General features: G+C 72.0%; 22 protein-coding genes and 1 riboswitch. Of the genes, 16 read left to right on the top strand and 6 right to left on the bottom strand.

Annotated features, from left to right (window positions below; translation table 11 throughout):
• Nucleotides 1–198: 198 nt before the first annotated feature.
• Nucleotides 199–1,980 (bottom strand): glycerol-3-phosphate dehydrogenase/oxidase, encoded by a 1,782-nt coding sequence (locus GQR16_RS08940; protein WP_157414797.1) that lies wholly within the window; start codon nt 1,978–1,980, stop codon nt 199–201.
• 132 nt (nt 1,981–2,112) lie between these two features.
• On the opposite strand from GQR16_RS08940, the gene GQR16_RS08935 reads away from it, so the two are divergent.
• The 8 genes from GQR16_RS08935 (at nt 2,113) to GQR16_RS08900 (ending at nt 9,845) form a co-directional block, all read left to right on the top strand.
• Nucleotides 2,113–3,105, top strand: coding sequence for a sugar-binding transcriptional regulator (locus GQR16_RS08935; protein WP_157414796.1), 993 nt, complete (start codon nt 2,113–2,115; stop codon nt 3,103–3,105).
• 196 nt (nt 3,106–3,301) lie between these two features.
• Nucleotides 3,302–3,446: riboswitch (FMN riboswitch) on the top strand.
• A gap of 73 nt (nt 3,447–3,519) precedes the next feature.
• A complete protein-coding gene (gene ribD, locus GQR16_RS08930) occupies nt 3,520–4,644 on the top strand; it encodes a bifunctional diaminohydroxyphosphoribosylaminopyrimidine deaminase/5-amino-6-(5-phosphoribosylamino)uracil reductase RibD (RefSeq protein WP_425482619.1) in 1,125 nt (374 codons plus the stop codon).
• 1 nt (nt 4,645) lies between these two features.
• Nucleotides 4,646–5,311, top strand: a complete 666-nt coding sequence (locus tag GQR16_RS08925; protein WP_157414795.1) for a riboflavin synthase — start codon at nt 4,646–4,648, stop codon at nt 5,309–5,311.
• The gene (gene ribA / locus GQR16_RS08920; RefSeq protein ID WP_157414794.1) at nt 5,308–6,612 is read left to right on the top strand and encodes a GTP cyclohydrolase II; all 1,305 of its coding nucleotides are present in this window, start codon (nt 5,308–5,310) and stop codon (nt 6,610–6,612) included. Before GQR16_RS08925 ends, ribA begins: the two co-directional genes overlap by 4 nt.
• A complete protein-coding gene (gene ribH / locus GQR16_RS08915; RefSeq protein WP_157414793.1) occupies nt 6,609–7,079 on the top strand; it encodes a 6,7-dimethyl-8-ribityllumazine synthase in 471 nt (156 codons plus the stop codon). Before ribA ends, ribH begins: the two co-directional genes overlap by 4 nt.
• 71 nt (nt 7,080–7,150) lie before the next feature.
• Nucleotides 7,151–7,504, top strand: coding sequence for a Fe-S protein (locus GQR16_RS08910; protein ID WP_157414792.1), 354 nt, complete (start codon nt 7,151–7,153; stop codon nt 7,502–7,504).
• Nucleotides 7,505–7,810: 306 nt separating this feature from the next.
• Complete coding sequence (locus GQR16_RS08905; RefSeq protein ID WP_157414791.1) at nt 7,811–9,178, top strand: MFS transporter; 1,368 nt, start codon at nt 7,811–7,813, stop codon at nt 9,176–9,178.
• A gap of 247 nt (nt 9,179–9,425) precedes the next feature.
• Complete coding sequence (locus tag GQR16_RS08900; protein ID WP_157414790.1) at nt 9,426–9,845, top strand: four-helix bundle copper-binding protein; 420 nt, start codon at nt 9,426–9,428, stop codon at nt 9,843–9,845.
• A 41-nt stretch (nt 9,846–9,886) separates the two neighbouring features.
• Here the strand turns inward: GQR16_RS08900 and GQR16_RS08895 are convergent, their stop codons facing one another.
• Nucleotides 9,887–10,237: a hypothetical protein gene (locus tag GQR16_RS08895; RefSeq protein ID WP_157414789.1), complete on the bottom strand. Its 351-nt coding sequence runs from the start codon at nt 10,235–10,237 to the stop codon at nt 9,887–9,889.
• 146 nt (nt 10,238–10,383) lie between these two features.
• Between GQR16_RS08895 and GQR16_RS08890 the strand changes: the two genes are divergently transcribed.
• The 5 genes from GQR16_RS08890 to GQR16_RS08870 all read left to right on the top strand — a co-directional run bounded on the left by GQR16_RS08890 (nt 10,384) and on the right by GQR16_RS08870 (nt 15,616).
• Nucleotides 10,384–11,322 (top strand): pseudouridine-5'-phosphate glycosidase, encoded by a 939-nt coding sequence (locus tag GQR16_RS08890; protein ID WP_246200665.1) that lies wholly within the window; start codon nt 10,384–10,386, stop codon nt 11,320–11,322.
• Nucleotides 11,306–12,298 (top strand): carbohydrate kinase family protein, encoded by a 993-nt coding sequence (locus tag GQR16_RS08885; protein ID WP_246200663.1) that lies wholly within the window; start codon nt 11,306–11,308, stop codon nt 12,296–12,298. The genes GQR16_RS08890 and GQR16_RS08885 overlap by 17 nt, the downstream gene beginning before the upstream one ends.
• A 37-nt stretch (nt 12,299–12,335) precedes the next feature.
• The gene (locus GQR16_RS08880) at nt 12,336–12,563 is read left to right on the top strand and encodes a hypothetical protein (protein ID WP_067878573.1); all 228 of its coding nucleotides are present in this window, start codon (nt 12,336–12,338) and stop codon (nt 12,561–12,563) included.
• 74 nt (nt 12,564–12,637) lie between these two features.
• On the top strand, nt 12,638–14,527 hold the full coding sequence (locus GQR16_RS08875) for an ABC transporter ATP-binding protein (RefSeq protein ID WP_157414787.1): 1,890 nt from the start codon (nt 12,638–12,640) through the stop codon (nt 14,525–14,527).
• Nucleotides 14,528–14,755: 228 nt separating this feature from the next.
• Complete coding sequence (locus tag GQR16_RS08870) at nt 14,756–15,616, top strand: hypothetical protein (RefSeq protein WP_157414786.1); 861 nt, start codon at nt 14,756–14,758, stop codon at nt 15,614–15,616.
• Between the two features lie 151 nt (nt 15,617–15,767).
• Here the strand turns inward: GQR16_RS08870 and GQR16_RS08865 are convergent, their stop codons facing one another.
• Nucleotides 15,768–16,208, bottom strand: a complete 441-nt coding sequence (locus GQR16_RS08865; RefSeq protein WP_157414785.1) for a DUF1622 domain-containing protein — start codon at nt 16,206–16,208, stop codon at nt 15,768–15,770.
• Nucleotides 16,209–16,448: 240 nt separating this feature from the next.
• Nucleotides 16,449–18,329: a phosphoenolpyruvate carboxykinase (GTP) gene (locus GQR16_RS08860; protein WP_157414784.1), complete on the bottom strand. Its 1,881-nt coding sequence runs from the start codon at nt 18,327–18,329 to the stop codon at nt 16,449–16,451.
• Between the two features lie 138 nt (nt 18,330–18,467).
• On the opposite strand from GQR16_RS08860, the gene GQR16_RS08855 reads away from it, so the two are divergent.
• The 3 genes from GQR16_RS08855 (at nt 18,468) to GQR16_RS08845 (ending at nt 21,505) form a co-directional block, all read left to right on the top strand.
• Nucleotides 18,468–19,910, top strand: a complete 1,443-nt coding sequence (locus GQR16_RS08855) for a helix-turn-helix domain-containing protein (protein WP_157414783.1) — start codon at nt 18,468–18,470, stop codon at nt 19,908–19,910.
• A 207-nt stretch (nt 19,911–20,117) separates the two neighbouring features.
• A complete protein-coding gene (locus GQR16_RS08850) occupies nt 20,118–20,492 on the top strand; it encodes a PadR family transcriptional regulator (protein ID WP_157414782.1) in 375 nt (124 codons plus the stop codon).
• A complete protein-coding gene (locus GQR16_RS08845) occupies nt 20,489–21,505 on the top strand; it encodes a permease prefix domain 1-containing protein (protein WP_157414781.1) in 1,017 nt (338 codons plus the stop codon). Before GQR16_RS08850 ends, GQR16_RS08845 begins: the two co-directional genes overlap by 4 nt.
• 106 nt (nt 21,506–21,611) lie before the next feature.
• Here the strand turns inward: GQR16_RS08845 and GQR16_RS08840 are convergent, their stop codons facing one another.
• Both GQR16_RS08840 and GQR16_RS08835 read right to left on the bottom strand, forming a co-directional pair.
• A complete protein-coding gene (locus GQR16_RS08840; RefSeq protein ID WP_157414780.1) occupies nt 21,612–22,403 on the bottom strand; it encodes an SDR family NAD(P)-dependent oxidoreductase in 792 nt (263 codons plus the stop codon).
• 119 nt (nt 22,404–22,522) lie between these two features.
• Nucleotides 22,523–23,698 (bottom strand): thiolase family protein, encoded by a 1,176-nt coding sequence (locus tag GQR16_RS08835; RefSeq protein WP_157414779.1) that lies wholly within the window; start codon nt 23,696–23,698, stop codon nt 22,523–22,525.
• Nucleotides 23,699–23,773: the final 75 nt, after the last annotated feature.

Below are 23,773 nucleotides of genomic sequence, written 5' to 3'. Positions count from 1 at the left end.
GTGCGAGCCGTACGGCCCATGCGAGCCGAACGGCCCCGATGAAACGTAACGGGCGAAATGCCCGATGCCGGGCGTTTCGGCGTGCACATCCGTGCAGATTCAGGGCCCCGGTCGGGGGCGCCGGTCTCGAGAAGCCGCGCTCCCCGACCGGCGAATCCCCCGCCGGTCGAGGAGCGCGGAGCGCATCTCGAGGCCTCGCTACGCGACGGGCGCGAGCTGCCCGAGCACGACGCCGTGACGATCGGCGAGCAGGGCCCGCGCGGCCTCGATCTCGGCGTGGCGGCGCCCGGAGTCCCACCCGAGCTCGTCGCCCGTGAGTGCCGCGAGCTCGTCGAGCAGCGGCGCGGTGAGCGTGCCCGTGAAGGCGATGCTCGTGCGGCGCAGCACCAGGTCGGTCAGGTGCACGACGCGCTCGTTGCGCACGAGCCACGTGATCTCGCCCTGGGTGTAGCCGTCGTGGTGCGCGAGCACGCGCTCCGTCTCGCCGTCGACCTCGTCGAGGTACGCCTCGGCGCGGGTTCCGTACCGCTCGAGCAGCGCCTCGGCGCGGGCGCGGCCGACCTCGTCGTCGTGCGACGTGAGCCAGACGAGCCGGGCGTCGTCGGTGGTCGGGTAGCCGGCGCCACCGCCGATCGCGAGGCCCTCGGTCGAGCGCACGCGGTCGTGGCCGAGGAGCTCGAGCACCTCGTTCGAGAGGTGCTCCGCAAGGGCGCGGAACGTGGTCCACTTGCCGCCGACGAGGCTCAGCATCGTGGTGCCAGGGCGGGCCGCGACATCCGACCGCTCGATGCGGTAGTCGCGGCTGACGAACCCGGGCTGCGTGTCGTCGTGGCGCGGCAGCGGGCGCACGCCCGAGAAGCGGTAGACGATCTGCGACCGGTCGACGGCGATGGCTGGGAAAACGTGCGCGATGAGTTCGAAGAAGTAGTCGACCTCCGCCTCGGTGCACACGGCGGGCTCGCGCATGTCGTGCTCGAGGTCGGTGGTGCCGACCATGACCCGGCCCTTGAGCGGGTAGATGAGCACGATGCGGCCGTCCTCGTGCTCGAAGAAGATCTCGCGTCCGCCGGTCGCGGCGAGCAGTTCGGGGTGGTCGAGCACGATGTGCGAGCCCTTGGTGCCGCCCATGAACCTCGTGTCGCGACCGAGGTCGGCGTTCGTGAGGTCGGTCCATGGGCCGGTGGTGTTCACGACCACGTCGGCGGCGATCGAGAACTCCTGGCCAGTGAGGCCGTCGCGCACGCGAACGCCGTCGGTGTCGAAGCCCACGGCACCGAGGTGGTTGACCGCGCGGGCGTGCGGTCCGGCGGCGAGGCCGTCGAAGAGCACGTCGAGGGCGAGGCGCTCGGGGTCGTGCATGCTCGCGTCGAAGTAGGTGGCGGTGTACTTGATCTTCGGGTCGAGCGCGGGCAGTTCGGCGAGCGAGCGCGTGCGACCGTGGAAGCGGTGACGCGGAACCGAGCCGCCGTCGCGCGAGAACGCGTCGTAGATCGTGAGGCCGGTCTTGATGAGCGCGGCTCCGCGCTCGGTGGGCTTGCCCTGCTTGTGGGTGAGGAAGCGCATGGGCGCCGAGAGGATGCCCGAGAAGGTCGAGTAGATCGGCACGGTGGTCTCGAGCGGCTTCACGTAGTGCGGCGCGATGCGGATGAGCGCGTTGCGCTCGGTGACCGACTCCTTGACGAGTCGGAACTCCCCGTTCTCGAGGTAGCGGATGCCGCCGTGGATCATGTGCGACGAGGCCGACGAGGCGCCCGACACGAAGTCGTCGCGCTCGACGAGCACGACGTCGACGCCCTGGAGGGCGAGGTCGCGGAACGTCGCGATGCCGTTGATGCCGGCGCCGATGATGACGACCGAGGCGTTCGGACGGGCGCGGAGCGCGGCGACCTCGGCCCGGGTCGCGGTCGCGGCCGCGGTGTTCGGCAGTGCTGCGTCCGGCTGTGCGCGGTTCGGCTGCGTGATCGGCGAGTGCGATGACATCGCTGTCCTCTCGTTCGTGCGAGGGGCTCGGCGTCGCGGTTTGCGCGACGGCGCCCCGATGTGGATGAATACATCGTCGAACCAAGCGCACGCACTTGCAAGCCGCGTGCACAAACGTGCAAGGTAGGGAACATGAACGAGAAGCACGGGCCGAACCCGGCCGAGGGGGCGGCGACCGTCTCGGACAAGACGCGCGAAGCGCTGCGAGCAGCGCACCTGTACTACATGCAGGACCTGACGATGGACGCCATCGCGCACGAGCTGCACACCTCGCGATCCTCGGTTTCGCGCCTCTTGAGCCACGCCCGCGCGAGCGGGCTCGTCGAGATCTCGATCCACTCGCCGCACGACCTGCCGAGCCGCATCGAGCAGGAGATCCTCACCAGGTTCGGCATCGTCGCGCACGTCGTGCCCGTGCCCGACCACGCGAGCGACGTCGACCGACTCGATCGGGTCGCCCTCTCGGCTGCACGGATTCTCGGTCGCTTCGTCGACTCGAACCAGGTGATCGGGGTCGCGTGGGGCTCGACCATGAGCGCCATGAGCCGCCATCTGGTGCCGAAGTCGACGCACAACACCGAGATCGTGCAGCTGAACGGAGCCGGAAACGGCCGGACGACCGGCATCGTCTACGCGAGCGAGCTGCTGCGCCGGTTCGGCGACGCGTTCGGTGCGCGCGTCCAGCAGTTCCCGGTGCCCGCGTTCTTCGACGACCCCGCGACCCGTCGCGCGTTCTGGCGCGAGCGCAGCACCCAGCGCCTGCTCGACCTCCAGGCCGGCATGGACGTCGCGATCTTCGGCCTCGGGTCGCCCTTCGCCGAGGTGCCGAGCCACGTCTACCAGGGCGGATACCTCGACCCCGCCGACTACGACGGCCTCAGCCGCGAGGGTGCCGTGGGCGACGTCGCGACCGTGTTCTACCGAGCCGACGGCAGCACCGACGGCATCGCCCTGAACGAACGTGCGACCGGCCCCGACTTCGCCGTGCTGCGCAGGGCACCCCGTCGCATCTGCGTCGTGTCGGGCCGCGCGAAGCTCGCGAGCCTGCGCGGCGCCCTGGCGGCCCACCTCATCACCGACCTCATCGTCGACGAGGGCACGGCGCGCGCACTCGTCGAGCACTGAGCAGGCGGGTCGCCGCGCACCGATCCGGCGGGCGGATGCCGCGGGCGGCCGCTGCGACGCCTCGGCCGCCCGCGGCATCCGCTCGTCCGTCGGCGCATCGTGACGCGGCGTGACGGGTGCGCGCATTGCGTCGAACGACGGGGAAAACGACGGGGAATACGTCGGCCCATGCGGCGTTGACTAGAATCGACACGAACAACGTGCTCCGGGGTCGGTGTAATTCCGAGCCGGCGGTGACAGTCCGCGAACTGCGGGTGCGAGGTCTTCGGCCTCACGCCCCTGGTTGATCCGGTGGAATTCCGGAACCGACGGTGAAAGTCCGGATGGGAGGCGGCACGTGTCGGCTGTGCTTCGTGCACGGTCGGCGTTCTCGGCGTTGCCGAACATCCCCGGAGCCTGACGACAGGACCACGGATGACGACGGCGGCGCACCACGACGACCGCACTGCGGGCGGGCACGCCTCCGTCGACCGCGCCGCGCGCGAGGCGTCGGCCATGCGCCGCGCCCTCGAGATCGCCGCGAACGGCCCGGCCCGGGGCGTGAACCCGCGGGTCGGATGCGTGCTGCTCACCGCCGACGGCGACGTGCTCGCCGAGGGGTGGCACCGCGGCGCGGGCACCGCGCACGCCGAGGTCGACGCGCTCAGCCACCTCGCCGCGGGCGAGGCCGCCGGAGCCACCGCGATCGTCACGCTCGAGCCCTGCAACCACACGGGCCGCACGGGCCCGTGCGCCGAGGCCCTCATCGCCGCGGGCGTCGCGCGCGTCGTGTACGCGGTCGCAGACCCGGGCGAGCACTCGTCGGGCGGCGCCGAGCGCCTGCGCGACGCGGGCGTCGACGTCGAGCGGGCGGACGCCGCGCTCGTCGACGAGGCCGAGGCATTCCTCGGCGACTGGCTCTTCACGGCCCGCACGCACCGCCCCCGCGTGATCGTCAAGTGGGCGTCGAGCCTCGACGGGCGCGCCGCAGCCGACGACGGCACGAGCCAGTGGATCACGGGCCCCGAGGCCCGCGCCGACGTGCACGTGCGCCGGGCGGCCGCCGACGCGATCGCGGTCGGCACGGGCACCGTGCTCGCCGACGATCCCTCGCTGACCGCGCGCGGCGCCGACGGCTCGCTGCTCGGCTCGCAGCCGATCCCGGTCGTCTTCGGCCGCCGACCGGTGCCCGCCGGCGCCGCGCTCGAGCGGCACCCGCACGCCGACGCGCTCGTGAGCCTCGCCGGTGCCGACCTCGCCGACGACCTCCGCGAGCTCGCGCACCGCGGCATCCGCTCGCTCTTCGTCGAGGGCGGACCGACCCTCGCGAGCGCGTTCATCGCGGCCGGCCTCGCCGACGAGGTGCTCGTCTACCTCGCGCCCGCACTGCTCGGCGGCGGGCGCCTCGCGCTCGGCGACCTCGGCGTGACCACCATCGGCGAGGCCCGCCGCTACGACTTCGCCGCCATCGAGCGGCTCGGCGACGACGTCCTGCTCGTCGCCCACCCGATCTCGAGCCGCGCCGCGCGCGACTCGGCCGGCTCCACGGAAGGGAACTGACATGTTCACCGGAATCATCGAAGACCTGGGCACCGTCACGGGCGTCGAGCACACGGCAGACGCCGCTCGCCTCACCGTGCGCGGACCCCTGGCGGTCACCGGCGCGAAGCACGGCGACTCGATCTCGGTCTCGGGCGTGTGCCTCACGGTCGTCGCGTTCGACGACGAGTCGTTCACGGCGGACGTGATGGCGCAGACGCTCGCGATGTCGACCCTCGACACCGTCGAGGCGGGCCGCCGCGTCAACCTCGAGCGCGCCGCCCTCGTCGGCGACCGCCTCGGCGGCCACATCGTGCAGGGCCACATCGACGGCACCGCGACGGTGCTCGAGGTGCGCCCGGGCGACGCGTGGCGCGTCATCCGCTTCTCGCTCGACGCCGCGCACGCCGCCCTCGTCGTCGACAAGGGCTCGATCGCGGTCGACGGCGTCTCGCTCACCGTGAGCGCGCTCGGCGACGAGGCCGACGGCTCGTGGTTCGAGGTCTCGCTCATCCCCGAGACGCTCACCGCGACGACCCTCGGCGGCCTCGTCGTGGGCGACCGCGTCAACATCGAGACCGACATCCTCGCCAGGCACGTGGAGCGGATGCTGCGCCTCGACGCGCACCGGTCGCTGCCGTCGTCACTCGCCGAACCCGCGACCGCCACGACAGGAGCAGCACGATGAGCCTCGCAACGATCCCCGAGGTGCTCGACGCGCTGCGCGCCGGCAAGCCCGTGATCGTGGCCGACGACGAGGGCCGCGAGAACGAGGGCGACGCGATCATGGCCGCCGAGTTCGCCACGCGCGAGTGGATCGCCTGGATGGTGCGCCACACGAGCGGCTACCTCTGCGCGCCCATGCCGAACGCGTTCGCCGACCGGCTCGAGCTGCCGCTCATGGTCGAGCGCAACGAAGACGCGCGCACCACGGCCTACACGATCTCGGTCGACGCGAGCGACCGCACCTCGACCGGCATCAGCGCGAGCGACCGGGCGCACACGCTGCGCGTGCTCGCCGACCCCGAGTCCGCGCCCGACCGGCTCGTGCGCCCCGGACACGTGATCCCGCTGCGCGCCGTCGAGGGCGGCGTGCGCGAGCGCGCCGGGCACACCGAGGCGGCCGTCGACCTCATGCGCCTCGCCGGGCTCTCGCCCGTGGGGGTCATCGGCGAGATCGTCACCGACGACGGCGACATGATGCGCCTTCCCGGCCTCATCGAGTTCGGCGAGCGCGAGGGCCTGCCCGTCACGACCGTCGCAGCTCTCATCGAGTGGCTGCAGACCTGGCACGCCGGGCACGACCTGGCCGACGGCCCGGTGCTGACCGCGGTGCCCGAGTCGTCGCGCGTGCGCTTCGAGGTCGAGACGGCCCTGCCGACCACCCACGGAGACTTCCGTGTGCGCGCCTACCGCGACCAGGAGACGGGCGCCGACCACGTCGCGATCATCGCCGGCGATCCGGCGACGGATGCCGCGGGCGCCGTCGTGCGCGTGCACTCCGAGTGCCTGACGGGCGAGGCGTTCGGCTCGCTGAAGTGCGAGTGCGGACCCCAGCTCGACGCGGCCCTCGAGGAGATCCAGCAGCTCGGCGGCGTCGTCGTCTACCTGCGCGGACACGAGGGGCGGGGCATCGGCCTCATCAACAAGCTGCGCGCCTACCGCCTGCAGGAGGACGGCCTCGACACGCTCGACGCGAACGTGGCGCTCGGCCTCCCGGCCGACGCCCGCGACTACCGCGCCGCGACCGCGATCCTCACCGACCTCGGCATCGAGCGCGTTCGACTGCTGACGAACAACCCCGAGAAGGTGCGCCAGCTCGAGGCCCACGGCATCGCGGTGGCCGAGCGCCTGCCGCTCGTCGTCGGCGTCGGCGCGGTCAACACCGGCTATCTCGAGACCAAGCGTCGCCGCATGGGCCACGCGATCGACGACGCCCAGCTCGCGGATGCCGCGGCTGAGGCCCTTCTGGAAGGACACGCATCATGAGCGGAGCCGGCTCCCCCACCCTCGACGTCGACGGCACCGGGCTCGAGGTGGTCATCGTCGCCGGCAGCTGGCACGACGTGATCACCGACGCGCTCATCGCCGGTGCGACCCGCACCCTCGAAGAGGCCGGCGCCTCGTTCTCGCTCGTGCGCGTGCCCGGCAGCTTCGAGCTGCCCGTGGTGTCGAAGGCGGCCCTCGAGGCCGGCGCCGACGCCGTGGTCGCGCTCGGCGTGATCATCCGCGGCGGCACGCCACACTTCGAGTACGTCTCGGCGGCCGCGACCGACGGCCTGACGCGCGTCGCGCTCGACACGGGCAAGCCCGTCGGCTTCGGCGTGCTCACCCTCGACGACGAGCAGCAGGGCCTCGACCGAGCGGGCCTGCCCGGCTCGAAGGAGGACAAGGGGCGAGAGGCGGCCGAGGCGGCCATCGCCACGGTGCGCGCACTGCGCGCCGTTCGCGGCTGAGTCGCCGCCCGGGCCGTTTCTCAATCCTTCGATGGTCGACTTCGACGAGTCGTAGAATCTAGACTCGCCACATGGAGACCCTGCGCCACATCGTCGTGTTCATCCACCTCATCGGGTTCGCCCTGCTCTTCGGGGCCTGGGCGGTCGAGGCGGTGAACCGCCGCTATCAGGTGACCCGTCTCATGAACTGGGGCCTGCTCATCGCCGGTGTCGCCGGCCTCGCGCTGGCCGCTCCGTGGGGCATCTCGTACGACCTCAACTACGCCAAGATCGGCACGAAGCTCGTCGTGCTGGTCATCATCGGCGCGTTCATCGGCATCGGTTCGGCACGACAGCGCCGCAACGAGGCCGTGCCCCGCTGGATGTTCTGGGCGATCGGCATCCTCACGGCACTGAACGCGGCGCTGGCGGTCATCTGGCGCTGACGCGCCTCACCGCGACGCGCCGCACCGCGACGCGCAGCACTGCACTGCGTCACGCACACCACCGAACGGTCGGATGCCTCGGCATCCGACCGTTCGTCGCAGCATCCGCACCGCTCATCGCTCGAGGCAGCCGCCGCCGGGGCGGCCCTCCGCGACGGAGCGTAGGCTTGTTCGGTTGCCACAAGCGACGATTCCCCGCCTGCCCCCGTGCCCAGCCAGACCGACACGCCTCGGGGCGCAGTGATCCTTCCTGAGCGCAGGTTCGAGCCTCGAACGCGCGCCGCACCACTGGAGTCCTCGCCCGCAATGTCAGCAACACCCGCGGCCACGGCCGCATCCGCACCGAACACCCCCGCCAATCCGCGCAGCCGCGTCGTGCTCGCGAGCCTCATCGGCACGACGATCGAGTTCTACGACTTCTACGTCTACGCGACGGCCGCGGTGCTCGTGTTCCCGCACCTGTTCTTCCCGACGGGCGACGCCACCACGGCGCTGCTCGCCTCGTTCGCCGTGTTCGGCGCGGCCATGGTCGCCCGCCCCCTGGGCGCGATCGTCTTCGGCCATCTCGGCGACAAGCACGGCCGCAAGGCGACGCTCGTCGGCGCGCTGCTCACCATGGGCATCGCGACCTTCCTCATCGGCGTGCTGCCGACCTACGCGCTCGTCGGCTGGCTCGCCCCGCTGCTCCTCGTGATCCTGCGCATCGCGCAGGGCTTCGCGCTCGGCGGCGAGTGGTCGGGGGCCGCGCTCGTCGCGACCGAGAACGCCCCGGCGGGCAAGCGCGCCTGGTACGGCACGTTCCCGCAGCTGGGTGCGCCGATCGGCTTCATCATCGCGAACGGCCTGTTCCTCGTCATCGCCGCGGTGCTGCCGAGCGACGACCCGTCGATGCCCTCGCAGGCGTTCCTCGACTGGGGCTGGCGCATCCCGTTCCTGTTCTCGGTCGTCATGGTCGTCGTCGGCCTCTGGGTGCGACTTCGCCTCGTCGAGTCGACGGCGTTCTCGAAGGCCTCCGAGCAGGGCAAGCTCAAGCGCCTGCCGCTCGCCACGGTCTTCAAGGACCACTGGCGCAAGCTCATCCTCGGCACGTTCTTCATGCTCGCGACCTACGTGCTCTTCTACCTCATGACGACGTTCTCGCTGAGCTACGGCCGTGCACCGGTCGAGGCCGCCGAGGGCGCCCTGCCCGGCCTCGGCTACTCGTACAGCACCTTCGTGCTCATGCTCATCGGCGGCGTGCTGTTCTTCGGCGTGTTCACGCTCATCTCTGGTCCGCTCGCCGACCGCTGGGGCCGTCGCAAGACGCTCATCTGGGTCACGCTCGGCATCATCGTGTTCGGCCTGGTCTGGGTTCCGCTGCTCTCCGCGGGCTTCGCGGGCGTCATGATCTGGCTCGTCGTGGGCTTCTCGCTCATGGGCCTCACGTTCGGACCGATGGGCGCGCTGCTGCCCGAGCTGTTCCCGACGAACGTGCGCTACACGGGCTCCGGCATCTCGTACAACGTGTCGTCGATCCTCGGCGCCGCGGTGGCCCCGTTCATCGCGGTCGCGCTCTGGCAGGCCGGCGGCGGCAGCCCGTTCTGGGTCGGCGTCTACCTGTCGGTCATGGCCGTGCTGACGCTCATCGCCCTGCTCGTCTCGAAGGAGACGAAGGACGTCGACATCGACGCGTAGGTGCGGTCGAACGGATGCCGCGGCATCCGTCATGCACGGCAGAGGGGCGGATGCTGCGGCATCCGCCCCTCTGCCGTTCGTTCACCCGGGACGCGAGGTACGGAGGTGAGGAACCGTTCACACGAACGTCACGGAGGGGTCTTCACGCCCGAACCGGCCGGACGTAACATGGCGTAACAGGGCAGCCGAGCCATCCGCCGCCATCCCCCGGCGCTCGAAGCCCGGAAGCGAGCGTGCAGCGATGAACATGACGATGGACATGATGAAGGGCGCGATGTCGTCGTCGGACATGCCGATGCAGGGCATGGACCCGATGATGATGCAGGAGTGTCTCGAGGCCCTCTCGGCCTGCATGCAGGCGTGCGTCATGTGCGCCGATGCCGACGCCGCCGAGGGCATGGGCCGCTGCGCCTCGATGTGCTCCAACTGCGCCGACATGTGCGACTCCATGATGAAGATGATGCTGCGCATGCACGGCTGGGACATGGGCGTGATGATGTCGATGATGCAGTCGACCACCATGATGGCGCGCGCCTGCTCGGCCGAGTGCATGATGCACGCCGACATGAGCGAGCACTGCCGCATGTGCGCGATGGCCTGCGATCAGCTCGTCATGACCATGGAGAAGATGATGGGCATGATGAGCGAGGCCATGCCGATGGCGTGAGCCGGTCGACCGCCCGCGATCGAGCTCGGAGGCGTCGACGCTCAGGCGTCGGCGACGCTGAACCGCTGCGCGCCCGCCACGAGCACGCCGTAGACCCCGTGCAGCGCGACCGGGTCGCCGGCGGCGAGCGCGCCGCCGAAGGCCTCGTGCTGCCAGACGCGCCGGATGCCGCCGTCGAGCGTCGCGAGCCAGGCGAACCCGCTCGCGTCGACCGAGGTGACGAACGCGTCGATCCACTTGCTCGCGGTCACCGCGGCGAGGCGCTCCTGCACGGCGTTGAGGCCGTGCCCGGGGCGGTCGCTCGAGCACTCCGCCGCGTGCTCGCAGCCGCGCATGCCCATGACCTCGCCCGTGCGGGGCGTGGTGACGGCGTGCGGCTCGCGATGCGACATGAGGGCTCCTCGGGGTTCTCCGGGTTCGATGCGGCCACGTTACGCTCGCGATCCGCGGATGTCGCCTGCCCGCGTCACACGCGGAAACACGCCGCACGGCGGGCCGCCGGGCCCCTCGCGCCGGGCCGCGCCCTACGATGACGCTCATGCAGACACCCGCCCCCGGCATCCGCATCGGCGACGAGGTCCGTGACGCGCTCGCGGCCGGCCGGCCGGTGCTGGCGCTCGAGTCGACGATCCTCACCCACGGGCTGCCGAGCCCGCGCAACCTCGAGGTCGGGCTGGCCTCCGAGCAGCAGGTGCGCGACGCGGGCGTGACGCCCGCCACGATCGGCGTCGTCGACGGCACGCCCGTCGTCGGCCTCTCCTCCGCCGAGATCGAGCGGCTGTGCGGGGCGTCCGGCGACGAGGGAGACGGGCGAACCGTCGTGAAGGCGAGTCTGCGCGACCTGCCGATCGCCCGCGCCAAGCGCCTCGACGCCGGAACAACCGTCGCGGCGACGGCGTGGCTCGCGCATCGCGCCGGCATCCGGGTGATGTCGACGGGCGGACTCGGCGGGGTGCACCGCGGCGCGAGCGAGACCTTCGACGAGTCGGCCGACCTCGGCACCCTCGCGACCACGCCGATCACGCTCGTGAGCGCGGGCGTCAAGTCCATCCTCGACATCGGCGCGACGCTCGAGCGCCTCGAGACCCTGAACATCCCCGTCGTCGGCTACCGCACCTCGCGCTACCCGGCGTTCTACGTGACCGACTCCGGCTTCGCCCTCGACTACCGCATCGAGAGCCCGGCGGATGCCGCGGCGCTGGCGCTCGCGCGCGACGAGCTCGGGTTGCCACAGGCCGTGCTCGTGGCCAACCCGGTGGATGCGGCGAAGCAGCTCGACCCCGCCTTCCACGACCGGGTGCTCGCCGAGGCGCTGGCCGCGGCATCCGCGCAGGGCGTGACCGGGCACGACACGACGCCGTTCCTGCTCGACCACGTGCAGCGCGCGACCGGCGGCGCGAGCCTCGAGGTCAACCTCGAGGTGTATCGCGGCAACGTCGCGCTCGGGGCGGAGATCGCGCGTGCCGTCGCGGGGTGAGGCGGCCGGCGCGGACGGCGCGGCGGGCGACTCGGGTGCGACGGGCGTGCTCGCCGTCGCGGGCGACCTCGTCGAGGACATCGTGGTGTGGGCGAGCGAGCCCGTGCACCACGCGACCGACACCGCGGCGCGCGTCCACCGCGCCAGGGGCGGCAGCGCGGCGAACGTCGCGGCCCTCGCGGCGCGGCTCGTGCCGACCCGGTTCATCGGCCGGGTGGGAGCGGATGCCGCGGGCGACGCGCTCGAGGCAGCCCTCGCCGCGAGCGGGGTCGACGTGCGCGTGCAGCACGCCGGACGCACCGGCACCGTGGTGCTCCTCGTCGACGTCGACGGCGAACGCACGATGTACCCCGATCGCGGCGCCTCGGCCGAACTGTCGGCCGTCGAGGCGGCGTGGCTCGACGACGTCGCATGGCTTCACCTGCCCGCCTACGGGTTCGAGCGGGAACCCATGCGGAGCGAGCTGGTGCGGCTGGCCGCCCTCGCCAGGGACGACCGTGCCGGCGACGCGACCACCGGCGTCTCGATCGACGCATCGTCGACGGGCCTGCTCGAAGGACTCGGCGTCGGGTTCGCGCTCGACCTCGTGCGCGGCATCCGCCCCGACGTGCTCTTCGCCAACGAGGACGAGGCGGCACTGCTCGGGCTGACGGGCGGCGGCCCGCTCGCGGCATCGGTCGCGCCCACCGTCGTCGTCAAGCACGGCGCGCTGCCGACCGACGTCATCGTCGACGGCCGCCTCGCGGCGCGCGTCGACGTCGAGCCGGTCGCCGGCATCCGCGACCTCACGGGTGCGGGCGACGCGTTCGCGGCCGGCTTCCTCGCGGCGACCCTGCGCGGTGCGGATGCCGCGACGGCGGCCCTCGCCGGGCATCGCGCCGCGGCATCCGTGCTCACGCAGCCGGGCGCACACACGGCGTCGTCGAGCGACTCGAAGACGGCTCCGTCGACGGCGCAATCACCGACGTCAATCTGAGTTGACGATCCACCCATCGTCAATTACGGTTGACGACATGGACGACACGACCCTCCGCACCGCGATCGCCGCAGCCGACGGCGACGACCCCTACCGGGCACTCCGCGACCTGCACCACGCGCGCATCGAGGTCACGCGCGAGCTCGACCGCGCCGAGGCGATCGCCGTGCGCCGGGCGAGAGCGGCCGGGTCGAGCTGGCAGCTCATCGCGCTCGCGCTCGAGGTCTCCAAGCAGGCGGTGCACAAGAAGTACGGGCGCAGCTGAGCGACGTAGGCTGTTCGGGGCGAACCGTGCGGAATCCGATCGATGCGACATCCGCGGCCGCCCAGGAAGAGACGATGAGCCAGACGCAGAACCGTACCGCCCCCCGCCGCAATCCCTTCGCCCGCCCGACCAAGACCGACGGCCCGCGCGCATCCTTCAGGCAACTGCTGCCCTTCATCTTCGAGCACCGCCCCGTGCTCATCTGGGTCGCCGTGCTCTCGATCATCGGTGCGCTCGCGAGCCTCGCCCAGCCGCTGCTCGTCAGCCAGGTGATCACGATCGTCGAGGCCGGCGACCCGCTCGGCACCATCGTCTGGGCGCTCATCGCGCTCGTCGTCGTGAGCGGCGTCATCTCGGGCTACCAGCACTACCTGCTGCAGCGCACCGGCGAGGGCATCGTGCTCTCGAGCCGCAAGCGCCTCGTCGCGAAGCTGCTGAACCTGCCGATCTCCGAGTTCGACACGCGCCGCACCGGCGACCTCGTCTCACGCGTCGGCAGCGACACGACCATGCTGCGGGCCGTGCTCACGCAGGGCCTCGTCGAGGCCATCGGCGGCACCGTCACGTTCATCGGCGCGCTCATCGCCATGCTCGTCATCGATCCCGTGCTGCTCGGCCTCACGCTGCTCGTGGTCCTCGTCGCGATCACCACCGTGACCCTGCTCTCGCGCAAGGTGCGCGACGCCTCGCACGCCGCGCAGTCCAAGGTCGGCGACGTCGCGGCATCCGTCGAGCGCGCGATCAGCGCCGTGCGCACCATCCGCGCCGCCGGCGCGACCGAGCGCGAGACGCGCACCATCGACGGCGAGGCCGAGGGCGCCTGGCAGATGGGCGTCAACGTCGCGAAGATCTCGGCGCTCATCGTGCCCGTCGCGGGCATCGCGATGCAGGTGTCGTTCCTCGTCGTGCTCGGCGTCGGCGGGTACCGCGTGGCCTCCAACGCGATCACCGTCGCCGACCTCGTGGCGTTCATCCTCTTCCTGTTCATGATGATCATGCCGCTCGGCCTCTTCTTCGGCGCGATCACGTCGGTCAACCAGGCGCTCGGCGCCCTCGGCCGCATCCAGGAGATCCTCGACCTGCCCGACGAAGACGCGCACGACCGCGACCTCGCTCCCCTCGCGCTCATGGTCGGCGAGGCCAACGCCGGCGTGCTCCCCGACGCCTCGGCCATCAGCTTCGACGACGTGCACTTCGCATACGCCTCGACGCGCAGCGACCCCGCCGACCCGGCGAACGACTCGGCCGACTCCGTGGCGGTCGAGCCGTCGGTCACCGACCGGCAGCCCGTGCTGCGCGGCGTCTCGTTCGAGGTCCCCCGCGGGCAGCGCATCGCCCTCGTCGGCCCCTCGGGCGCCGGCAAGTCGACGATCCTCGCGCTCATCGAGCGGTTCTACGACCCCTCGGTCGGCGCCGTGCGCATGGGCGGGCTCGACCTGCGCTCGCTCGACCGAGCCGAACTGCGCGCGCAGATCGGCTACGTCGAGCAGGACGCCCCCGTGCTCGCCGGAACCCTGCGCGACAACCTGCTGCTCGGCAGCCCCGACGCGACCGACGAGGAGTGCGAGCACGTGCTGCGCGCCGTCAACCTCGGCTCGGTGCTCGACCGCGACTCGCGCGGGCTCTCCGCCGCCGTGGGCGAAGACGGCATCATGCTCTCGGGCGGTGAGCGCCAGCGCCTCGCGATCGCCCGCGCACTGCTCGCGGCCCCGCCGATCCTGCTGCTCGACGAGTCGACCTCCTCGCTCGACGGCGTCAACGAGCGCATGATGCGCGAGGCCATCGACCAGGTCTCGGCCGGGCGCACGCTCATCGTCATCGCGCACCGCCTGTCGACCGTCATCGACTCCGACCGCATCGTCGTGCTCGACGGCGGCCGGGTCATCGGCGAGGGCACGCACGGCGAGCTCGTCTCCTCCGTGCCGCTCTACCGCGAGCTCGCCGAGCACCAGTTGCTCGTCTGAGAGGCCCCAGCAGGGCGGATGCCGCGGCGCGGGCGATGCGCCGCGGCATCCGTGTCTTCCGGGCCGTGTCGGGCCGGCACCGAGGTCGGAGCTCGAGCGGATCTCGGGGCTGACCCGAGAAAACCTCAGGGCTCACTCGGATGGATCGTCGGCCGAGCCTTCGTAGCGTGTGGTTCTGCGTCCGGAACTCGGATGCCCAGAGCCACCCGCACCGAAGGAAACCCCATCATGAGCATCGCCCCCGTGACCGACCTGCGCGACGTGCGCGACGCACGCGCCGCCTCCACCCCCGGCCGCCCGGCCGCCGATCCGGCCGTCGACCTGGCCGTCGCCCTGCCGGTCGGCCTCATCGAGGACCTGCCGAACGCCGTCGCCGAAGACTCCGTCGCCCGCCGCGGACACGGCGACTCGTTCGACCGCGTGCAGTCCAGCCTGCAGTCGTGGCTGCGCACCTGGCAGCCGCAGCGCCTGCCGGCCTTCACCCCCGTGCGCGACGTGTCGCCGACCGGCGAGGCGGGCGCATCCGGCCTCAAGGCCTCGCCCGCCGCGCCCGACGGCGCGGTGCGCGTGACCGCCGCACTCTACGACCCGCCCACCCGCGGCGACGGCGCACTCGCGTGGTCGCGCAACTGGGCGAGCACGGTCGTGCTGCCCCCGGCCCGCGAATCGGGCCGCCTGTTCTACCGCTTCCGCGTCTCGAGCCGCCTCGTGCTCGACGGCCAGGCCGACCTCGGCCTCGTCTCGACGAGCGTGAACTTCGGGATCGTCGCGGATGCCGCGAAGGCCAGCCCGTTCGAGACGGCCGGGTTCCCGACGCCCATCGCGCGCCCGCTCGTCGGCGTGACGTGCAAGGCCGACCAGGATGCCTCGGCGTCGCAGGTGTTCGAGGGATCGATCGCCGTTCGCCAGGGCGAGTCCCCCGCCATGGCCTTCGTCGTCGGCACCGAGCTGCTCTTCGAGAACGGCTGGGTGCGCGTGCACGAGGGCACCAGCACCTGGATCGGGCCCGTCGAGCCCGGCGCGACCGGCACCGTGGAGTACCGCTACGCACCCACGTCGCTGCTGCGCGTGCTCGGCCACCTCGACTGAGGCGGGCCACGGCGCCTCGCCCCGGCGACGGCGCGACTGACGCGCCGTGCGCAACTCCGGAGCGCCCGCGCGACGCGCCGTCGATCATCGGCGACTCGCCGCCGAAAGCGCCCGGAGTCCGGAGTTGCGCCGTCGGGCGGCGGACGTGGCGTCAGGCCGTGGTCGGGCGGACTGCCGGCGCCTCGGCGGCGTCAGGGTCGGCGTCGGCTGCGTCGGCGCCCGCGTCGGCTGCGTCGGCGCCCGCGTCGTCAGCGGCGACGCGCTTCTGCCAGGGCCAGCGGCCCGAGATCTCCAGCTCGAGCGACCAGCTGAGGAACGTCCGGATGAGCACGATGATCGCGAGCACGCCGACCGACTCGAGCGTCGGGGTGACCGCGACGGTCTTGATGATGTCGGCCGCGACGAGCAGCTCGAGGCCGAGCAGGATCGCCCTGCCGAGCACGCGGCGGAACCGCGTGTAGATCGGGCTGCGGCGTCGCAGGCCGCGAAGCGCTGCGTCGACGCTCGCGTAGAGCACGCCGACGACGATCGCGACGACGCCGAGCACGTCGATGATCTCGCCGACCGATTCGATGAGCCTGCCGAACTCCATTCCGCCCCCTCTGCGCCACACGCTAGCGGGGTCGGCGGGAAGTCGACGCACGACGTGCCGGGGCGGCGCGTGGCAGGCGACGCGGAGCGGGGCGGGCGACGCATCTCGGCGTCGGCCGCGGCGGAACGAACGGATGCCGCGAGCCGGCGCACCTTCCCGTGCGCGCCGGCCCGCGGCATCCGCTCACCGCATGGGCGATGCGCCCCGCTTCGCGACGGGGCGCATCACCACGGTCGACCGCTACGCCTGCTGGTGCTCCAGGTGGTAGCGCAGGCTCGCGAGCTCGGCGCGCAGGGCGGCCGGCACGCGGTCGCCGAACTGTTCGAAGTACTCCTCGGTCAGGGCGCACTCGGCGAGCCACGAGGCGGGGTCGACGTCGAACAGGTGCTCGAGCGCCTCGTCGGTGATGTCGAGGCCGTCGAGGTTCAGCGCGCCGGATGCCGGGAGCAGGCCGATCGGCGTCTCCTCGACGTCTGCGGTTCCCTCGAGGCGGCCGACGATCCACTCGAGCACGCGGGCGTTCTCGCCGAACCCGGGCCAGAGGAACGAGCCGTCGTTCGCCTTGCGGAACCAGTTCACCTGGAAGATGCGCGGCGCGTTCGTGCCGAGCGTGCGGCCCATCCTGACCCAGTGGCTCCAGTAGTCGGCCATGTTGTAGCCGCAGAACGGGAGCATCGCGAACGGATCGCGGCGCAGTTCGCCGACGGTGCCCTCGGCGGCCGCGGTCTTCTCGCTCGAGATGGTCGCGCCCATGAAGACGCCGTGCTTCCAGCTGCGGGCCTCGGCCACGAGCGGCACGTTCGTCGCACGGCGGCCGCCGAAGAGGATCGCGTCGATCGGCACGCCGTCGTGCGCGTCCCAGTCGTCGGCGAGCTGCGGGCACTGGGCCGCGGCCACCGTGAAGCGCGAGTTCGGGTGCGCTGCCGGGCGGCCGGACGCGGGCGTCCAGGGGTTGCCCTCCCAGTCGGTGAGCTCGGCCGGCGCGGTGTCGGTGAGGCCCTCCCACCAGACGTCGCCGTCGGGGCGCAGCGCCACGTTCGTGAAGATCGTGTTGCCCCAGAGCGTGTCGACCGCGGTCGGGTTCGTCGACGCGCCCGTGCCGGGGGCGACGCCGAAGAAGCCGGCCTCGGGGTTGATCGCGTACAGGCGGCCGTCGGCGCCGGGACGCATCCAGGCGATGTCGTCGCCGATGGTCTCGACCTTCCAGCCGGGGATCGTCGGCTGGAGCATGGCGAGGTTCGTCTTGCCGCACGCCGACGGGAACGCCGCCGCCACGTGGTAGACGCCGCCCTCGGGCGAGGTGATCTTGATGAGCAGCATGTGCTCGGCGAGCCAGCCCTCGTCGCGCGCCATGACGCTCGCGATGCGGAGCGCGAAGCACTTCTTCGCGAGCAGCGCGTTGCCCCCGTAGCCCGAACCGTACGACCAGATCTCACGCGAGTCGGGGAACTGCACGATGTACTTCGTCTCGTTGCAGGGCCACTCGGCCTCGGCGACGCGGTGGCCGACGCCGTCGACGAGCGGGTGCCCGACGGAGTGCACGGTGCGCACCCAGGGCTCGCCCGCCTCGATGAGGCGGTAGACCTGCTCGCCCATGCGGGTCATGATGCCCATCGAGAGCACGACGTACGGCGAGTCGGTGATCTCGACGCCGAGCTGGCTGATCGGTCCGCCGAGCGGGCCCATCGAGAAGGGCACGACGTACATCGTGCGGCCCTTCATCGAACCGTCGAACACGTCGTCGAGCTCGCCGCGCATGGCCTTCGGGTCGCGCCAGTTGTTCGTGGGGCCGGCGTCCTCCTCGTAGGTCGAGCAGATGAACGTGCGGTCCTCGACCCGGGCGACGTCGCGCGGGTCGGTGCGTGCGAGATAGCTGTTCGGGCGCCACTCGGGGTTCAGTTTGATCAGCTTGCCCTCGGCCACGAGCTGCTTGGTGAGCAGGTCGGCCTCGTGCTTCGAGCCGTCGCACCAGACGATCTCGTCGGGCTTGGTGAGCGCGGCGACCTCGGCGACCCAGGCGCGCAGGTCGGCGTCGGTCGTGCCGTGTGCGACGGCGGCAGTGGTCGTGGCGGATGCTTCGACGGATGCCTCGGTGCCGGGCGTGAACTCGGAGATGGTCATCGTCGTCCCTTCTGTGGTGCCGGTTTCGCCTCGCAGCGGCCCCGGAATCGGTTCGTGTTTCCAGAATGCGGCGGATTGCGACATCCGAAGCACCAATTCGGCAGTTAAGAATGAGTGTTCTTTCGATAGGCTTAAGGCATGAAGGCCGGAACCACCGATCTCGCGACCCTGGGTCAGCGCATCCGACACTTCCGCGGCGAGCGCGGCATGACCCTCGACCAGGCGGGCGAGGCCGTCGGGCTCGCGGGGTCGCAGCTCTCGCTCATCGAGAACGGCAAGCGCGAGCCCAAGCTGTCGACGCTCGACGCGCTCGCGACGGCGTTCGGCGTGGGGCTCGAAGACCTGCTCTCCCGCGAGGCGCCGAGCCCGCGGGCGGCCCTCGAGCTCGAGCTCGGGCGCGCGCAGGCGAGCCCGCTCTACGCGAGCCTCGGGCTGCCGGCGATCCGCGCGGGCCGCGGCATCGGCGACGAGACCCTCGAGGCGATCGTCGGCCTGCATCGCGAGCTGCAACGGCGCGCGAGCCAGGCCATCGCGACCCCTGAAGAGGCCCGCCGGGCCAACACCGACCTGCGCGAGCGCATGCGCGAACGCGCCAACCACCTGCCCGACATCGAGCAACTCGCCGAGGAGCAGGTGCGCGCGGCCGGCCACCGCACGGGTGCCGTCACGCACCGCGAGGTGAGCGTCATGGCCGAACGCCTCGGGTTCCAGCTCATCTACGTCAACGACCTGCCCGACTCCACGCGGTCGATCACCGACCTCTCGAACGGCCGCATCTACCTGCCGCCCGCGTCGATCCCGGGCGGGCACGGCCTGCGCTCGATGGCGCTCCAGGCCATGGCGCACCGACTGCTCGGCCACCAGCCGCCCGCGAGCTACGACGAGTTCCTCTGGCAGCGGCTCGAGATCAACTACTTCGCCGCGGCCTGCCTCATGCCGCGCGACGCGTCGGTCGCCTTCCTCCAGCAGGCCAAGAAGGAGAAGCGCCTCGCCATCGAGGACTTCCGCGACGCGTTCGGCGTCACGCACGAGGCCGCGGCACTGCGCTTCACGAACCTCGGCACGACCTACCTCGACATGACCGTGCACTTCCTGCGCGTAGCCGGCGACGGCGCCCTGCTCAAGGGCTACGAGAACGACGGGCTGCCGCTGCCCACCGACGTCACGGGCTCGATCGAGGGCCAGTGGGTCTGCAAGAAGTGGAGCGCACGCACCGCGTTCGAGCACACCAACCGCACGACCGAGAACTACCAGTACACCGACACCCCCGCCGGCACGTTCTGGTGCGCCACGCAGACCGGTCGAACGGATGCCGCGGAGTTCTCGATCTCGGTCGGCGTGCCGTTCGCGCAGGCCAAGTGGTTCCGCGGTCGCGAGACCACGCTGCGCGCGGTCTCCACGTGCCCCGACGAGGCGTGCTGCCGCCGGGCGCCCGACGGGCTCGCCGAGCGCTGGGCCGGGCGCGCCTGGCCGAGCGCGCGCCTGCACGCGCATGTGCTCTCGCCGCTGCCGTCGGGCACGTTCCCGGGCGTCGACGACGCCGAGGTGTACGCGTTCCTCGAGGCGCACGCCGAGCAGTAGGCGGGGCTCGCCGCCGCCGAGCGTCGGGTGCCGCGTCGGAACTCCGGATGCGGACGTCGACCCACCGCCGCGGTCGCGCGACACACCGGACGCGGGACCGCGACATCCGGAGTTCGGCCGCGCACGTGGCGGCAGAGCGCCGCCGCGACATCCGTCACGATGAAGTGACCGTTGCAATAGTGTGTGTCACACAGTATCGTGTGACACATGAACCCCGATGAGACGACCACCGCGCACCTGCAGGAGCTGCGCCGCGGCACCGTCGTGCTCGCGTGCCTCGTGCGGCTGCGCACGCCCGACTACGGGTACGCGCTGCTCGAGTCGCTGAACGGCCTCGGCATCCTCGTCGACGCGAACACCCTGTATCCGCTGCTCCGGCGCCTCGAGAAGCAGGCGCTGCTCACGAGCGAGTGGAACACCGACGAGGCCAGGCCCCGCAAGTTCTACCGCACGAGCCCCACCGGCGACGCGCTCGCGATCGCCCTCATGTCCGACTGGCGACGCATCGACGACGCCCTCGGCGGACTCACGACCGACCAGGCCGGCAGTACCGGCCCGGACACCACTGGAGACGCATCATGACCGAGCTCACCGACCGCTACCTGTTCGCGGCCACGCGCAGCCTTCCCGCAGCGCAGCGCGAAGACCTCTCCCGCGACCTCGCCGAGCGCATCGCCGACACGATCGACGCCCGCATCGAGTCGGGCGCCTCGACGCCCGAGACCGCCGAGCGCGACGCCCTCGTCGAACTCGGCCACCCCGCATCGCTCGCGGCGACGTACAGCGACCGCCCGCTCGTGCTCATCGGGCCGCGGTACTTCCTCATCTGGAAGCGGCTCCTGCTCTTCCTCGAGTCGTTCGTGCCCGCGACCGTCGCGGCGGCCGCCGCCCTCGGACTCGTGATCTCGGGCGGCGGGTGGGAGGTCATCGGCGCGGCGATCGGCATCGGCATCAACGTCGCCGTGCAGCTCGCGTTCTGGACGACCGCCGTGTTCGCCATGATCGAGCGGTTCGGCACGGGCACCGACGCCGAGCTCGGCTGGACGCCCGAGCACCTTCCGCAACTGCCCGAGGTGCGGCGCCCGCACCGCCGCGCCGACCTCATCGCGAGCCTGGTCTGGCTCGCGATCGCCGCCGGATTCCTCGTGTGGCAGCAGTTCGGCGTGGTGTGGATCGACGGCGAGCGCGCCGCGGTGCCGCTGCTCGCACCCGACCTGTGGTCGTTCTGGCTGCCGTACGTGTTCGCGCTCATCGCGCTCGAGGCCGCGTTCGCCGTCTGGATCTACCGCAGCGACTGGAACTGGGCGAACGCGCTCGTCAACGTCGTGCTGAACGCCGCGTTCGCGATTCCGGCCGTCTGGCTCTTCGTCGAGGGGCGCCTGGTCAGCGCCGAGTTCCTCGCGGTGATCGAGCCGCACCTCGACGCCGACGCGGAGTGGGTGCTGTCGGTGATCTTCGTCGCGGGCGTCGTCGCCGCCTGCGTCTGGGACTCGATCGACGGCATCGTCAAGGCCGCGCGCGGCGGCGGCCGCGGCACGCTCGACTTCCCGGGCAACCGCAGCCCGCGTCCGGCCGAGCGCAGCACCGGGCGCTGAGGGCCGACCGCCGGCCTCGGACACCGGCATGCGACGAGGGGCGGATGCCGCGGCATCCGCCCCTCGTCGTGTTCGCCGTGCGTGCGGCGGGCGCAGGTTCGACCCGCTACTTCGGCCCCATGCGGATCGCCCCGTCGAGCCGGATCGTCTCGCCGTTCAGCAGCGGGTTCTCGACGATGTGCCGCACGAGGGCCGCGTACTCGGCGGGCGTGCCCATGCGCGACGGGTGCGGGATCTGCTCCTCGAGGGAGGCCTGCACCTCGGGCGGCATGCCCGCCATCATCGGCGTCTGCATGATGCCCGGCGCGATCGTGACGACCCGGATGAGCAGCTTCGAGAGGTCGCGCGCGAGCGGGAGGGTCATGGCTGATACGCCGCCCTTCGAGGCCGAGTAGGCGGCCTGGCCGATCTGGCCGTCGAACGCGGCCACCGAGGCGGTGTTGACGATGACCCCGCGCTCGGCGGTCTCGGGCACCCCCGGCAGGGCCTGCACGGCGACGGGCTCGTTGGCCGACATCGCGGCCGCCGCGAGCCGCGCGACGTTGAACGTGCCGATGAGGTTGATGCGGATGGTCCGCTCGAACGCGTCGAGCGCGAGCGGACCGTCGCGCCCGACGGTGCGGCCCGCCGTCGCGACACCCGCGCAGCTCACCGCCACGCGGAGCGGCGCACGCTCCTGCACGAGGTCGATCGCGGCCTGCACGGAGGCCTCGTCGGTGACGTCCGCCGGAGCGAAGCGCACGCGATCGCCGAGTTCTCGAGCGGTCTGCTCGCCGGGCGAGCCCGGGAGGTCGAGGATGACGACCTCGGCGCCGGCGGCGGCGAGCACGGCGGCCGTGCCCCGCCCGAGCCCGGAGGCGCCTCCGGTGACGATCGCGCCTGCGTCGGTGAGCTGCATGGGTTCGGGGTCCTTTCGTTCGTTCGTTCGGTCGCATGTGGTCGGAATACGCCCATCATTCCGACCACATGCGACCGATCGAGGGGTGGTGCGGGTCGGATCGGGTGGGTCGGCGTTCGCTAGAGCCGTTCGATGATCGTCGCGTTGGCCATGCCGCCGCCCTCGCACATGGTCTGCAGCCCGTAGCGCCCGCCGGTGGCCTCGAGCTGGTTCACGAGGGTCGTGAGCAGGCGCGTGCCCGAGGAGCCGAGCGCGTGGCCGAGGGCGATCGCGCCGCCGCGGGGGTTGAGCTTCGCTGGGTCGGCGCCGGTCTCGGCGAGCCAGGCGAGCGGCACCGACGCGAACGCCTCGTTGACCTCGTAGGCGTCGATGTCGTCGTGGCCGAGGCCCGCTCGCGCGAGCACCCGCGCGGTCGCCGGGATCACGCCCGTGAGCATGTACAGCGGGTCGCTGCCGACGACGGCGAACGACCGGAACCTCGCCCGGGGCTCCAAGCCCAGCTTCGACGCGGCGTCGGCGCTCATGATGAGCGCGGCCGAGGCTCCGTCGGTGAGCGGCGAGGAGTTGCCCGGCGTGATGCGCCAGTCGAGGTCGGGGAACCGCTCGGCGAGCGCGTCGGTGCGGAACGCCGGGTTGAGGCCCGCGAGCCCGTCGGCGGTCGTGCCGGGGCGCACGGTCTCGTCGGCGAGGCCGTCGACGCCGGGCACGGGCACGACCTCGGTCGCGAAGGCACCCGATGCGCCGGCGGCTGCGGCGAGCGCGTGCGAGCGAGCCGCGTAGGCGTCGAGTTCGGCGCGCGAGAGACCCCACTTCGCGGCGATGAGCTCGGCCGAGACGCCCTGGTTCACGAGGCCGTCGGGATAGCGCGAGCGGATGCGGCTGCCGTACGGGTCGGCGCCCGCCGCACTCGAGCCGAGCGGCACGCGGCTCATCGACTCGACGCCGCACGCGATGACGATGTCGGCCTGTCCGGCGAGCACGGCCTGCGCGGCGAACGTCGCGGCCTGCTGGCTCGATCCGCACTGGCGGTCGATCGTCGTGCCCGGCACGTGTTCGGGGAACCCCGCGGCCAGCACGGCGTTGCGGGTCACGTTGTACGACTGCTCGGCGACCTGGCTGACGCATCCGCCGATCACGTCGTCGACGAGCCCCGGATCGAGGTCGTTGCGGTTCACGAGCGTGTCGAGCACACCCGCCAGCAGGTCGACCGGATGCACGCCCGAGAGCCGGCCGCCCGGCTTGCCGCGCCCCACTGGGGTGCGGATCACATCGACGATGACGGCTTCGGCGCTCATGCGCCAAGCCTACGTCGGCGGGTGCGGCGCCCATCCCGAACTCAGGGCTGCTCCTGATCCCGCTCCCCGGGTCGC

The sequence above is a fragment of the Agromyces allii genome (assembly GCF_009749385.1).
In the GTDB taxonomy this organism is placed as follows: domain Bacteria; phylum Actinomycetota; class Actinomycetes; order Actinomycetales; family Microbacteriaceae; genus Agromyces; species Agromyces allii.
This window is presented reverse-complemented; position numbering and strand designations above follow the sequence as displayed.

Bases quoted from the DNA above. Each gene is read 5' to 3' on its own strand.
- GQR16_RS08940 (WP_157414797.1), bottom strand. From the start codon at position 1,980: ATGTCATCGCACTCGCCGATCACGCAGCCGAACCGCGCACAGCCGGAC.
- GQR16_RS08935 (WP_157414796.1), top strand. From the start codon at position 2,113: ATGAACGAGAAGCACGGGCCGAACCCGGCCGAGGGGGCGGCGACCGTC.
- ribD (WP_425482619.1), top strand. From the start codon at position 3,520: ATGACGACGGCGGCGCACCACGACGACCGCACTGCGGGCGGGCACGCC.
- GQR16_RS08925 (WP_157414795.1), top strand. From the start codon at position 4,646: ATGTTCACCGGAATCATCGAAGACCTGGGCACCGTCACGGGCGTCGAG.
- ribA (WP_157414794.1), top strand. From the start codon at position 5,308: ATGAGCCTCGCAACGATCCCCGAGGTGCTCGACGCGCTGCGCGCCGGC.
- ribH (WP_157414793.1), top strand. From the start codon at position 6,609: ATGAGCGGAGCCGGCTCCCCCACCCTCGACGTCGACGGCACCGGGCTC.
- GQR16_RS08910 (WP_157414792.1), top strand. From the start codon at position 7,151: ATGGAGACCCTGCGCCACATCGTCGTGTTCATCCACCTCATCGGGTTC.
- GQR16_RS08905 (WP_157414791.1), top strand. From the start codon at position 7,811: ATGTCAGCAACACCCGCGGCCACGGCCGCATCCGCACCGAACACCCCC.
- GQR16_RS08900 (WP_157414790.1), top strand. From the start codon at position 9,426: ATGACGATGGACATGATGAAGGGCGCGATGTCGTCGTCGGACATGCCG.
- GQR16_RS08895 (WP_157414789.1), bottom strand. From the start codon at position 10,237: ATGTCGCATCGCGAGCCGCACGCCGTCACCACGCCCCGCACGGGCGAG.
- GQR16_RS08890 (WP_246200665.1), top strand. From the start codon at position 10,384: ATGCAGACACCCGCCCCCGGCATCCGCATCGGCGACGAGGTCCGTGAC.
- GQR16_RS08880 (WP_067878573.1), top strand. From the start codon at position 12,336: ATGGACGACACGACCCTCCGCACCGCGATCGCCGCAGCCGACGGCGAC.
- GQR16_RS08875 (WP_157414787.1), top strand. From the start codon at position 12,638: ATGAGCCAGACGCAGAACCGTACCGCCCCCCGCCGCAATCCCTTCGCC.
- GQR16_RS08870 (WP_157414786.1), top strand. From the start codon at position 14,756: ATGAGCATCGCCCCCGTGACCGACCTGCGCGACGTGCGCGACGCACGC.
- GQR16_RS08865 (WP_157414785.1), bottom strand. From the start codon at position 16,208: ATGGAGTTCGGCAGGCTCATCGAATCGGTCGGCGAGATCATCGACGTG.
- GQR16_RS08860 (WP_157414784.1), bottom strand. From the start codon at position 18,329: ATGACCATCTCCGAGTTCACGCCCGGCACCGAGGCATCCGTCGAAGCA.
- GQR16_RS08855 (WP_157414783.1), top strand. From the start codon at position 18,468: ATGAAGGCCGGAACCACCGATCTCGCGACCCTGGGTCAGCGCATCCGA.
- GQR16_RS08850 (WP_157414782.1), top strand. From the start codon at position 20,118: ATGAACCCCGATGAGACGACCACCGCGCACCTGCAGGAGCTGCGCCGC.
- GQR16_RS08845 (WP_157414781.1), top strand. From the start codon at position 20,489: ATGACCGAGCTCACCGACCGCTACCTGTTCGCGGCCACGCGCAGCCTT.
- GQR16_RS08840 (WP_157414780.1), bottom strand. From the start codon at position 22,403: ATGCAGCTCACCGACGCAGGCGCGATCGTCACCGGAGGCGCCTCCGGG.
- GQR16_RS08835 (WP_157414779.1), bottom strand. From the start codon at position 23,698: ATGAGCGCCGAAGCCGTCATCGTCGATGTGATCCGCACCCCAGTGGGG.